We start from the raw sequence: 11381 nt of genomic DNA on the forward strand, positions 1-11381 counted from the left end.
TGACGCTACAAGCTCCGCCGGTTCAGCGGTGCGCCGGAAAGTGCCGCGCCAGGCCATCGAGCGACCGCGGCGCCGTCGTGGCTGGTCAAGCCCGCGCGGCGGAGCCGCATATCGACACAGCCCCGCGCCCCTTCGGGGCGCTGCCTACGCGTCCGATTCCAGCGGCGGCCACCGGTCTCCCCACTCCGCGTCCCGCGCCGCCTTGTACAGGTCGCCGTGGCGTTTGGTGACCGTCGTGCGGGTCAGGCGTTCGTCCGGCTCGCACAGGTCGAGCAGGACCTGGCCCTTGCGGATCTGGGGGCGCCGGACGATCCGAGAAGCGGCCGGCTCCGCCGGCAGGCGGGTGGCGGCGACGTAGGAGAACTTCTCGTCCTCGTACGGCAGGCTGCCGCCCTTGACCTGGCGGTGCAGGGAGGAGCGGCTGACCCGGGCGGAGAAGTGGCACCAGTCCTTGCCGGGCTCGATGGGGCAGCCGGCGCTGTGCGGGCAGGGGGCGACGACGTGCAGGCCGGCGCTGATCAGGCGGTCGCGGGCCTCGATGACGCGGGCGTAGCCGGCCGGGGTGCCGGCCTCCACGATCACCACGGCCTGCGCGGCGGCGGCAGCGGCGTCGACGAGGGCGGCGCGGTCGGGTTCGGCGAGTTCGTTGAGGACGTACGACACCGTGACGAGATCGGTGACGTCCAGGGTGAGGTCGGCGCCGATCCGGGCGCGCTGCCAGCGGGCGTCCTTCAGGGCCGGGTTGGCGGCGGCGATCTCCCGGCCGAGGGCGAGGGCGGGCTCGGCCCAGTCCAGCACGGTGACGCCGCGCTCGCCGGGCCAGGTCGCCGTGACGGCCCAGGTGGCGGCGCCGGTGCCACCGCCGACGTCGATATGGCTGCCGGGGGTCCAGTCGGGGGCGGTCGCCGCGAACGCCTCCAGCGCGGAGTGGACCGCCTCGAAGGTGGCGGGCATGCGGTAGGCGGCGTAGGCGGCCACGTCGGCCCGGTCGCGGAGGATCGGTGCGTGGGTCGGGGTTTCACCCCGGTAGTTGGCGATCAGCCGTTCCACGGCTCCGGCGGCCTGCCTGGGCGGGAGCCCGGCGAGGACGTCGTCCAGAGCGGCACGCAGGGTCTGGGCCGGGGTCACGGGGTCGTTCACCCGGTGATTCTACGGGGTGCTGCTCAGATCACCGCCCTCGCCAGCCTCGTCGCCAGTGCCGCCCTCGGTCCGCTGTCCGGGGTGCGGCGCCGTGGGTGGACCGTGTTCGCCAGCAGGATCAGGAACGTGTCCGTCCTCGGGTCGAGGACCAGCGACGTGCCCGTGAAGCCCGTGTGGCCCGCCGCGCCGTTGCCCGACAGTTCGCCCATGAACCACGGCTGGTCCACCGTGAAGCCCAGGCCCGGCGGGGTCAGGAGGAGTTCGACGAAGTCGGGGCCGAGGATGCGGGCGGGACCGTAGGAGCCGCCGGCGAGCAGGGTGCGGCAGAAGACCGCCAGGTCGGGAGCGGTGGAGAACAGGCCCGCGTGGCCCGCCACCCCGCCCAGCGCCCAGGCGTTCTCGTCGTGGACCACACCCCGCAGCATCCCGCGGTCCGCCTTGGCCCACGGCCGCCGCTGGTCCTCGGTGGCCGCCGCGCCGGGGCGGGGGCCGAAGTGGGTCGCCGTCATGCCGAGCGGACGCGTGATGCCGTCCTCGAACAGGACGCCCAGGGAACGGCCGGTGATCCGCTCCAGCACGGACTGGAGCAGGAGCATGTTCAGGTCGGAGTACACGTGCGTGCCGGGTTCGGACACCGGTGCCTCGGCGCGGAGCAGGGACAGTCGGCTCGTGTCGTCCGGGCAGTCGTACAGCGGGAGTTCGGGGCGCAGCCCCGACGTGTGGGTGAGGAGCTGGCGGACGGTGATGCCGTGCGCGGCCGCCGCGTGGAAGTCGGGCAGGTAGTCGCCGACCCGGGCGTCCATGCCGAGGGTGCCGCGCTCGATCTGCTGCACGGCCGCGACGGACGTGAACAGCTTGGTGAGCGACGCCAGGTCGAAGGGGGTGTCCACCGTCATCGGGACCCGGGCGTCCGGCGGCAGCTCCACGCCGGTGTCGGTCTCCGGGTCGTAGGCGGCGTAACGCACCGCCCAGCCCGCGGCCTCGGCCACGGCGATCACGGGTCCGCGGCCGGCGAGCACGACGGCGCCGGCCGCCCAGGGGTGGTCTCCGGAGGTGAGTGCGTGCAGCTCGCCGACCAGGTGTCCCAGTTCCGCGGGGTCCAGCCCGGCCCGTTCCGGTGTGTCGGCGCGCAGTCTCGGTGCGCTCAGTGCTCGTCTCCCTCCGACCCCGTACGGGTGTTCCCCCGTGTGTTCCAGGGACGGCACAGTCCCACGAAGCAGGCCGCCGCGACCAGTGCTCCCGCCAGTTGGACGAGCGCCATGGGTACGGCGGTGTGTTCGCCGGCGATGCCGACGAGCGGTGAGGCTACCGCGCCGACGAGGAAGGAGGTGGTGCCGAGCAGCGCGGAGGCGGAGCCGGCGGCGTGCCGGGTGCGCAGCAGGGCGAGGGACTGGGCGTTGGGGAGGGTGATGCCCATCGCCGTCATCAGGACGAAGAGGGCGGCCGCCATCGGGGCCAGCCCGGTCTCCCCGAACGCTCCCGTCGACATCAGCAGCAGCGCCGTCGCCGCGAGCACGATCACTGTCAGACCGCAGGCCAGCACCTTCTCCAGGGCGACCCGGCCGACCAGCACCTTGCCGTTGACCTGCCCGGCGGCCACGAGTCCGACCGAGTTGAGGCCGAACAACAGGCTGAAGGTCTGCGGGGAGGCGCCGTAGATCTCCTGGATCACGAAGGGCGAGGCGCTGATGTAGGCGAACAGCGCGGCGAAGGCGAAGCCGCCGGCCAGCATGTAGCCGGTGAAGGGCAGGTCGGCGAGCAGGGCCCGCATCGTCCGCAGCGCCTCACCGGCTCCCCCGTCGTGCCGCTCCTCGGGCGCCAGCGTCTCCGGCAGCCGCAGCCAGACGAGCGCGGCGAGCAGCGCGCCGACCACGGTGAGGAGCACGAACACGCCCCGCCAGTCGGTCACCCGGAGGATCTGTCCGCCGATCAGCGGAGCCACGACGGGCGCGGCCCCGGAGATCAGCATCAGGGTGGAGAAGAAGCGGGCCATGGCGACGCCGTCGTACAGGTCGCGTACGACGGCCCGGGCGATGACGATGCCGGCCGCGCCCGCGAGGCCCTGGGCCAGCCGGAAGACGACGAGGGTCTCGACGTTCGGGGCGAGGGCGCACAGGGCGGTCGCGAGGACGTATACGGCGAGGCCGGTCAGCAGCGGTCGGCGGCGGCCCCAGCGGTCGCTCATCGGACCGACGACCAGCTGGCCGAGGGCCATGCCGGCCAGGCACGCGGTGAGGGTGAGCTGGACCGTGGCGGCGGGGGCGTGCAGGGACCTGGTGACCTCGGGCAGCGAGGGCAGGTACATGTCCATCGCGAGCGGGGGTGTCGCGGTGAGGCCGCCGAGCACGAAGGTGACGAGCAGGCCGGTGCGGCGGGTGGCGTCCGGGGACGGTGTGATCCGCCCCGTCCGCGGTGCGGCCGCCGCCATGTGCTCGCGCATGTGTCCCTCCTTCTGCGAAACGACCGGCACCTATGCTCTCAGCTCGTACACATTGCCGAGGTACATACGAGCGAGGGCGGGGCGGCCGGGATGGCGGAGCAGAGGGTGCGGTGGGGAATCCTGGCGACGGGCGGGATCGCGGCGGCGTTCGCGGCGGACCTGGTCGATCTACCGGAGGCGGAGATCGCGGCCGTCGCCTCGCGCAGTCAGGGTGCCGCGGAGGCGTTCGCCGACCGGTTCGGGGTGGCGCGGGCCTATGGCGACTGGGCGTCGCTGGCGGCGGACCCGGACATCGACGTCGTGTACGTCGCCGCCCCGCACTCGGCGCACCGGGCGGCGGCCGGGCTGTGTCTGGAGGCGGGGCGCAACGTGCTGTGCGAGAAGCCGTTCACGCTGAACCTGCGCGAGACGGAGGAACTCGTCGCGCTGGCGCGGGAGCACGACCGCTTCCTGATGGAGGCGATGTGGATGTACTGCAATCCGCTGGTACGGCGGCTGAAGGCGCTGGTGGACGACGGCGCGATCGGTGAGGTCCGCACCGTGCAGGCCGACTTCGGGCTGGCCGGTCCCTTCCCGCCGGCCCACCGGCTGCGGGACCCGGCGCTCGGCGGCGGGGCCCTGCTGGACCTGGGTGTGTACCCGGTGTCGTTCGCGCAGCTGCTGCTGGGCGAGCCGGACTCCGTCACGGCGAGCGCGCAGGTCTCGGCGGAGGGCGTCGACCTGCAGACGGGCGCGCTGCTGTCGTGGGAGTCCGGGGCGCTGGCGTCGGTGCACTGCTCGATCGTCGGCGGTACGGCGGCCACGGCGTCGGTGACCGGCTCGCACGGCCGGATCGACGTACCGTCGGGCTTCTTCCACCCCGACCGGTTCGTGCTGCACCGTGACGGCCGTGAGCCGGAGGAGTTCACCGCCGACCCGGCCGACGGGCCGCGCACCAGCCTGCGGCACGAGGCGGTCGAGGTCATGCGGGCGCTGCGGGCGGGCGAGAAGGAGTCACCGCTGGTGCCGCTGGAGGGCTCGCTCGCGGTGATGCGGACGCTGGACGCGGTACGGGAGCGGATCGGGGTGCGGTATCCCGGCGAGGAGCCGGCGGCGGTGACCGCATAACCGTATGGCGGACATGGCATTCCGCATCGCGGACTTCCCGCCTACGCTGCGGAGCCATGACTGACAGGGAATCGAAGATCGCGGTGGTGACCGGCGCCGGTTCCGGCATCGGGCGGGCCGTCGCCGTGGAGCTGCTGACCGCCGGCTGGTCGGTCGCGCTGGCCGGCCGGCGCGCCGGGACGCTGGAGGAGACGGCGGCGCTGGTGCCGGGCGGCGCCGCGCTCGCCGTGCGCACCGACGTGTCCCGGCCCGAGGACGTGGCGGCGCTGTTCGCGGCGACCGTGGAGCGGTTCGGGCGGGTGGACCTGCTGTTCAACAACGCGGGAACCTTCGGGCCCGGCGGGGTCCCGGTCGAGGAACTCCCCTACGACGCCTGGCGGCACGTGGTGGACACCAACCTCAACGGGGCGTTCCTGTGCGCGCAGGCGGCGTACCGGCAGATGAAGGAGCAGGATCCGCGGGGCGGCCGGATCATCAACAACGGCTCGATCTCGGCCCACACCCCGCGCCCGCACTCGGTGGCCTACACGGCGACCAAGCACGCGCTGACCGGGCTGACCAAGTCGCTGTCGCTGGACGGGCGGCCGTACGGCATCGCGGTCGGGCAGATCGACATCGGCAACGCGGCCACCGACATGACGGCCCGGATGCAGACCGGCGCACTGCAGGCGAACGGGGAGGTAGCCCCGGAACCGGTGATGGACGTGGCCGACGTGGCGCGGACCGTGCGGCACATGGCCGAGCTGCCGCTGGAGGCGAACGTGCAGTTCGCGACGGTGCTGGCGACGGCGATGCCCTACATCGGGCGGGGCTGAACCCCGTTCGGGAGCCCTACCCGCCTATACCACAAACGGAATTTGAACATCCATGGTGTTGCGGCCCGTCGCGCACATATGCTCAACTTTCCTCCACGAGAGCTTCACAGTTGGAGTACAGGGGTTCCGCGGCCCCGCCGAGGCCATTTTGAGGGGGGAAGGCGGCGGCCGTTCCACCGGACCGGAAGTTGGGGGTGGACCTCGCGCGAGGCGCGGGGTACGCACCGGTCGGTGGAACGGCCGCCGCACTGCTCGGCGTTCAGCGCCGGTGCTTGCCGCCCGGTTCCGTGGTGTCCGTCTCCGCCTCGGCCGTCGCCGCCGCGGCGACCGCCCCGCGCCGCCGCTTCACCACCCACGTTCCGGCCGCCGCCAGCAGCAGCGCCGTACCCCCGGCGCCCTCCACCAGCCGGCCGGTGGAGGGGCCGCCGGACGACGCGCCGGAGGCGTCGGCCGCCCGGTCCCCCTTGCTCCCCGATGCCGGGCTCACCTTCGCGCCGCCCTCGCTGAGCGGGTCGACCAGCGTGCCCACGGCCTGCGCCGAACGCCCGTGCCCGAAGCCCCAGTCGAGCAGAGCGGCCGTCTGCTCGTAGACGGCGTTGCTGCCCTCGGCGGGGTGCATGACCGTCACCAGCAGGGTGCGTCCGCCCCGGGTGGCGGCGCCGGTGAAGGTGTTGCCGGCATTGCTGGTGTAGCCGTTCTTGACACCGATCAGGCCGTCGTATGTCTTCAGACCCCATGCCCCGGTCAGCAGGCGGTCGGTGTTCTGGATCTGGAAGGTCTTCTTGCCGCCCGCCGGGAAGTTCGCGGTGCGGGTGCCGCAGTAGCCGCGGAAGTCGGTGTCCTTCAGGCCGTGGCGGGCGAAGAGCGTGAGGTCGTACGCCGAGGAGATCTGGCCCGGGTGGTCGAAGCCGTCGGGACTGACCACATGGGTGTCCAGGGCCTGCAGGTCCTCGGCCTTGGCCTGCATCTCGGCGACCGTCCTGGCGATGCCGCCGTTCATGTGGGACAGCACGTGCACGGCGTCGTTGCCGGAGCGCAGGAACACGCCCTGCCACAGCTGCTCGACGGTGTAGGTGAGGCCGGGCTTGATGCCGACGAGGCTGGAGCCGGCCGGGATGTCGGCGAGGTCGGCGTCCTTGACCGTATATCGCTGGGCGCGGTCGAACTTCTTCAGCACGGTGTCCGCGAACAGCATCTTCAGCGTGGACGCGGGCGCGAGGCGCCGGTGCGCATTGAACGAGGCGAGCACCTCGCCGCTGTCGTGGTCGGCGATCAGCCAGGAGCGGGCGGTGAGCTTCGCGGGCAGTCCGGAGGCACCGCGCACCTGGACGCCCGCGTGGGCCAGCTGCTCGCCCCCGACGACGGTGGACTCGGCCGCGGTGGCCTCGGCGGCCGTGGAGAGGGACACGGGAAGGGCGGCGGCCGTCAGACCGAGGAGGGCACGCCGACTGATCCGGGAACATTCACGCACCCCGGGACCGTACACCGCGCCCAGCTGCGGCTTCCGCGACGCCGGGCACGGACGGTCGGGAATTTGCCGCGTTATGAAAATCCGATGAGTTATCTGCGTTTCTCAGCGCTTCCCAGCCCTTACACATCCTTCACCCAGAGCGGCTCACAGGCCGCTCACCGCCCGAGCAGACGCTCGACCTCGTTCAACTGACCGGCGGTGAGCGGCCCCTTCCCGATCGCGCCGGCGTTCTCCTCGGCCTGCGCGACCGAGCGGAACCCGGGGATCGGGATCGTGCGCGGACTGCGGGCCCACAGCCAGGCGAGTGCGCCCTGGGCGAGGGTGCGGCCGTCGCTCGTGAGGATGTCCCGCACGGCGTCGATGCGGGCCAGCCAGGCCTGGTCGGCGCCGGAGCCGTCCGCGTCGTACCCCTGGAGCCAGGCCGGCGGCCTGCTCCGGATGTCCCCGGCCGCGAGCGAGCCGCGCCGCTTCCCTCCCAGCAACCCCATGGCCAGTGGACTCCTGTTGATGCTCGCGAGCCCCCGCTCCTCGCACAGCGCGAGCATGTCGGGGGCGTCCTGCAGCACGTTGAGCGCGTGCTGTACGGCCGCGCAGTGCTCCCCCTCGGCGAAGACGGCGGCGCGGGCGGGGTCGTCGGTGCTCCAGGCGTAGGCGCACACGAGCCCTTCCCGTACGAACTCCTCGCAGGTGTCCAGGAGTTCGGCCGCCCGCTCCGGGTCGGCGTCGGAGAGGTGGAACTGGTACAGGTCGATGTGGTCCGTGCCGAGCCGGCGCAGGGAGTCGGTCAGCGCGCGGCGGGCGTGGGCCGGGGTGTCGTCCTGGCCGTCGGCGGTGCGGGTGCGCTCGTCGAAGAGGTTGCCCCACTTGGTGGCGACGACGACGTCGTCCCGCCGCTTGCCCAGCGCCCGGCCGAGGATCTCCTCGCTGTGCCCGGTGCCGTAGCAGTCGGCGGTGTCGAAGAAGGTCACGCCGAGGTCGAGGGCGCGGTGGATCGCCCGTACGGACTCGTCGTCGTCCACCTTCCCCCAGCCGAGCGGCTGCCCGTCGGCACCCTGCCACTCACCGCCGATGGCCCAGCACCCGAAGCCGAGCGCGCTGACGTCCACACCGCTGCGTCCCAGAGTTCTCTGCGTCATGCCGAGAGACGCTAGGAGTTGAAGCGCACACGAAGACAAGGCCCGGCGTACGCGACTTCTACGCCTGCCCGGTCTCGAAGCGGGCGATCTGCCCCTCGTCGTCGACAGTGAAGCGCCACGCGGTGCGCATCTCGCCCCAGGCGTCGTTGCGGTAGTCGGCGACCAGGGCCCGGCCGCCGTCGGACTCGCTCTGGACGTCCATGTGGCCGTGGGAGGAGAAGATCTCCGCCTCGAGCCACTCGTCGAGGTCGCGGTCGGAGCCGTCGTCGGACATGGTCGCGCCGGGGGCGAGGAGGTGCAGGAGGCCCTCGCGGTCATGGGAGTTGACCGCGTTGACGAAGGCCCGGACGGCCGGGTCGCTGAGCTTGGCTGGTTTGATCGTCATGGCGTCAGGCTCACACCGCCGCCGCGGCCCCGCCACCCGAACGCCCTCCCCGGCTCGCCCACCGGGGTGAGGGCTGCGACGGTGGACGGGCGGGAGGAACCCGTCCGCCCATCCGCCCCATCTGCCGGGAGTCGCCGTGACCTGTTTCGACCGACGTGATCTGGGCCTGCTGCTGCTCCGGCTGGGCACCGGCGGAGTGCTCGCCGCGCATGGCGCGCAGAAGCTGTTCGGCTGGTTCGGCGGGCACGGTCTGGAGAGCACCGGCCAGTTCATGGAGTCCGTCGGCTACACGCCGGGCAAGGCGAGCGCGACGGCGGCGGGCCTCGCGGAAGCGGGCGGCGGCACCCTGCTGGCGTTGGGTCTGGCAACCCCGGCCGCGGGCGCGGCGGCGGCCGGCGCGATGGCGGGGGCGGCGTCGGTCCACGTGCCCAACGGCTTCTTCGCCCAGTCGGGCGGCTACGAGTACGCGGCGAGCCTCGGCCTCGCGGCGGCCGGCCTCGCCATCACCGGCCCGGGCCGCGCCTCCCTCGACCACGCCCTCGGCCATGTCTTCGACCGCGGCTGGATGGTCCCGGTGGCCCTGGGGGTCACGGCGGCGGCCACGGCCGTGGTGGTGGGGGCACGGAACTGCCGGGTGCGGGCGAAGGCGGAGGGGGAGCAGGAAGCGCTGTTCGAGGAGTAGGAGAAGCTCTGACCGTCAGCGGGTGACGGCGAACCGTACGAACGCGGCCCACTCCGAGGCACCGATGGTCAGTTGGGCACGGGTGGGGGCTTTGGAGTCGCGGATGTGGATGGAGTCGGGCGTTATGGCGGCCTCAAGGCATTCGCCGCCCTCGCCGCCGCTGTAGCTGCTCTTGACCCAGGCGAGTTCGGGCGAGGTGGTACCAGTCATCATCGCTCTCCCAACAGTTCGGCCATCAGAGCAAGGGACTCGCCTGGTGTGAGAGCCTGCCCACGGATGGCTCCATACCGCGCGGCCAGCATACGCACTTCTTCCGGGTCCGTGATCAAGTGGCTGGCCCCCTGCACCTCCAGGTAGCCGACCTGCGGTTTCCCCTTGGGCGTCAGGAGAATGAAAGGACCATCCACACCGGGGTTCTCGTCGCAGCCTAGCGGCAGGACTTGCAAGGTGGTGCTACGAAGTCGGCCGACGTTCAACAGGTGCCGCAGCTGTTCCTGTTGGACCTTCGTCCCGCCGATCTCACGCCGTAGAACGGCCTCATCGATGACTGCCGTGACGATCGGCGGCGGCCACTGGGTCAGGATCTCCTGACGAGCCATCCGCGCGGCCACGCGCTGCTCGATGGTCTCCTCCGACCACAGCGGCCGTCGCACACTGAACGTGACTCGCGCGTAGTCCTCTGTCTGCAACAGACCCGGGACCGTCACCATGCTGAAGAAGTTGATCTCGACCGCACTCAACTCCATCCGGGCGTAATCCTTGAACCACGCCGGATGCCGAACCCTCGCCTTCGCCTTGGCCTTCTCCACGTCCTCGATCGTGGCCTTCAACAACCCACCCGCGCCCAGCAGTTCATCCACAGCCTCCAGAAGTTCGGGCTGCGGGTTACGCCTCCCCCGCTCCACCGAGGAGATGAGATCCTCGCTGTACCGGAGCCGGTCCCCCAGCTCCTTCTGCGTGAGCCCGGCCCGCTCCCGCAGCAACTTCACCTGCTTGCCCAACGCCCGCACCAGGTCACCGTTCAGCTCACCCTCGTCGTACGACTCCTGCGTCTCAGACACCCGTACCCCCTGTCTGGTCACGGCCGACACCGGTACGGCACACCGTGCGTACCGGTACACACACCCTCCGTACAGAGGGATTGCCTGGTCAGCGTAGAGCGCCCCGACCACGCTGGGTGACATGAAGTCACACATCTCCACCCTGCGGTTCACCCAGCTCCTCAGCGCGACGCCCCGAGGTGCTCACCTCGCCCGCCTGCTCGCCACGCAGCAACTCACGGACTGGGGCTGGCCGGCCTCCTGCACGGCCAGCGAGTCCGCTGCCCTGGTCGTCGGCGAGCTGGCCGCGAACGCGGTGACCCATGGCCGGGTGAGAGGCCGCTGCTTCCGGCTCACGCTCGCCGTCGACGCCCCGGACACGCTCCGCATCGAGGTGGCGGACCCTCGAGGCGACCGCCCGCTCCAGCCTCGTACACCCACCCCCACCGCCGAATCCGGTCGCGGCCTGCTCGTCGTGGACGCGCTGGCGAGCGGCTGGGGCAGCGCCCCGTACCCGCCCTCCGGCAAGACCGTCTGGGCATGTCTCGCACTCCCCTGACCGCGGATGCGAGAACGCGAAAAAGGCCCAGACGAAGAAGTCCGGGCCTTGTACGAGGCTGTGGTTATGCCTTCGCCGTGGAGTCGGCGTCCACCTCGGCGAAGAACGCGTCGGCGATTTCCCGCGCCCTGCGCTCATCGGTGATCGGCTCGCCGAGGATTCGTTCGGCCAGGTCGGTGGCCAGCCTGAGCACATCCTCCCTGAGTGCCGCCTCGGCGACGATCCGATCGGCTTCCAGTTGCGCCCTGGCCGATGCCACGAGTTCGTCGCGCTGCCGCTGCCCCTCGGCCCGGACCTGCTGAATGAGGAGGCTTCCCTCGTCGGTCGCGGCCTGCCGGAGGCGGGCGGCCTCGTGGCGCGCCTCGGAAAGTTCGGCCTGGTATTCGGCGTGAACCTGCCGAGCCTCCGCGTAGACGGCTTCGGAACGTTCGATGGTGCCCTCGATAGCGTCCTGCCGGGCCTCGAGCGTCCTGGTGATGCGCGGCACCAGGAATTTCGCGAAAGCGAAGAAGACCGCTGCGAAGCAGATCACCGCAACGATGAGTTCGTTTACCTTTGGCTCCAGGGGTCCCATGAAAAGACCGTAACAGTGCGGGCAGCACCGAC

Annotated in this window: 13 protein-coding genes; 4 read left to right on the plus strand and 9 right to left on the minus strand. The window is 71.7% G+C overall.

The window, feature by feature from the left end; translation table 11 throughout:
• Window positions 1-144: 144 nt before the first annotated feature.
• From ACH47Z_RS02655 to ACH47Z_RS02665, 3 genes are read right to left on the minus strand one after another with little or no spacing between them, the layout of a single operon-like run.
• Window positions 145-1140, minus strand: coding sequence for a small ribosomal subunit Rsm22 family protein (locus ACH47Z_RS02655; protein WP_399069707.1), 996 nt, complete (start codon window positions 1138-1140; stop codon window positions 145-147).
• A 23-nt stretch (window positions 1141-1163) separates the two neighbouring features.
• Window positions 1164-2345 (minus strand): serine hydrolase domain-containing protein, encoded by a 1182-nt coding sequence (locus ACH47Z_RS02660; RefSeq protein WP_399069709.1) that lies wholly within the window; start codon window positions 2343-2345, stop codon window positions 1164-1166.
• A complete protein-coding gene (locus tag ACH47Z_RS02665; protein WP_399069711.1) occupies window positions 2285-3580 on the minus strand; it encodes a multidrug effflux MFS transporter in 1296 nt (431 codons plus the stop codon). The genes ACH47Z_RS02660 and ACH47Z_RS02665 overlap by 61 nt, the downstream gene beginning before the upstream one ends.
• Before the next feature lie 90 nt (window positions 3581-3670).
• Between ACH47Z_RS02665 and ACH47Z_RS02670 the strand changes: the two genes are divergently transcribed.
• Both ACH47Z_RS02670 and ACH47Z_RS02675 read left to right on the plus strand, forming a co-directional pair.
• Window positions 3671-4687, plus strand: coding sequence for a Gfo/Idh/MocA family protein (locus ACH47Z_RS02670; RefSeq protein ID WP_399069712.1), 1017 nt, complete (start codon window positions 3671-3673; stop codon window positions 4685-4687).
• Window positions 4688-4743: 56 nt separating this feature from the next.
• Entirely contained in the window at window positions 4744-5502 is a 759-nt protein-coding gene (locus ACH47Z_RS02675; RefSeq protein ID WP_399069714.1) for an SDR family oxidoreductase, read from the plus strand.
• A 259-nt stretch (window positions 5503-5761) separates the two neighbouring features.
• Here ACH47Z_RS02675 and ACH47Z_RS02680 read toward each other — a convergent pair whose 3' ends face one another.
• The 3 genes from ACH47Z_RS02680 to ACH47Z_RS02690 form a co-directional block, all read right to left on the minus strand.
• The gene (locus tag ACH47Z_RS02680; protein ID WP_399069717.1) at window positions 5762-6973 is read right to left on the minus strand and encodes a D-alanyl-D-alanine carboxypeptidase family protein; all 1212 of its coding nucleotides are present in this window, start codon (window positions 6971-6973) and stop codon (window positions 5762-5764) included.
• Window positions 6974-7128: 155 nt separating this feature from the next.
• Complete coding sequence (locus ACH47Z_RS02685) at window positions 7129-8109, minus strand: aldo/keto reductase (protein WP_399069719.1); 981 nt, start codon at window positions 8107-8109, stop codon at window positions 7129-7131.
• Between the two features lie 58 nt (window positions 8110-8167).
• Window positions 8168-8494, minus strand: a complete 327-nt coding sequence (locus ACH47Z_RS02690; protein ID WP_399069721.1) for a nuclear transport factor 2 family protein — start codon at window positions 8492-8494, stop codon at window positions 8168-8170.
• Window positions 8495-8630: 136 nt separating this feature from the next.
• Between ACH47Z_RS02690 and ACH47Z_RS02695 the strand changes: the two genes are divergently transcribed.
• The gene (locus ACH47Z_RS02695; RefSeq protein WP_399069722.1) at window positions 8631-9176 is read left to right on the plus strand and encodes a DoxX family membrane protein; all 546 of its coding nucleotides are present in this window, start codon (window positions 8631-8633) and stop codon (window positions 9174-9176) included.
• Between the two features lie 15 nt (window positions 9177-9191).
• On the opposite strand, the gene ACH47Z_RS02700 is transcribed toward ACH47Z_RS02695, so the two are convergent.
• Both ACH47Z_RS02700 and ACH47Z_RS02705 read right to left on the minus strand, forming a co-directional pair.
• Complete coding sequence (locus ACH47Z_RS02700) at window positions 9192-9389, minus strand: DUF397 domain-containing protein (RefSeq protein ID WP_399069724.1); 198 nt, start codon at window positions 9387-9389, stop codon at window positions 9192-9194.
• Window positions 9386-10237 carry a Scr1 family TA system antitoxin-like transcriptional regulator gene (locus tag ACH47Z_RS02705; protein WP_399069726.1) on the minus strand — a complete coding sequence of 284 codons (852 nt, stop codon included), beginning with the start codon at window positions 10235-10237 and terminating at the stop codon, window positions 9386-9388. Before ACH47Z_RS02705 ends, ACH47Z_RS02700 begins: the two co-directional genes overlap by 4 nt.
• 121 nt (window positions 10238-10358) lie before the next feature.
• Here ACH47Z_RS02705 and ACH47Z_RS02710 point away from each other — a divergent pair, with 121 nt between their 5' ends.
• Window positions 10359-10775 carry an ATP-binding protein gene (locus tag ACH47Z_RS02710; RefSeq protein WP_399069729.1) on the plus strand — a complete coding sequence of 139 codons (417 nt, stop codon included), beginning with the start codon at window positions 10359-10361 and terminating at the stop codon, window positions 10773-10775.
• Window positions 10776-10839: 64 nt separating this feature from the next.
• Here ACH47Z_RS02710 and atpF read toward each other — a convergent pair whose 3' ends face one another.
• The gene (atpF, locus tag ACH47Z_RS02715) at window positions 10840-11349 is read right to left on the minus strand and encodes a F0F1 ATP synthase subunit B (protein ID WP_399069731.1); all 510 of its coding nucleotides are present in this window, start codon (window positions 11347-11349) and stop codon (window positions 10840-10842) included.
• Between the last annotated feature and the right edge of the window lie 32 nt (window positions 11350-11381).

Origin of the sequence: Streptomyces sp. NPDC020192, from assembly GCF_044388685.1 — a bacterium.
Classification (GTDB): domain Bacteria; phylum Actinomycetota; class Actinomycetes; order Streptomycetales; family Streptomycetaceae; genus Streptomyces.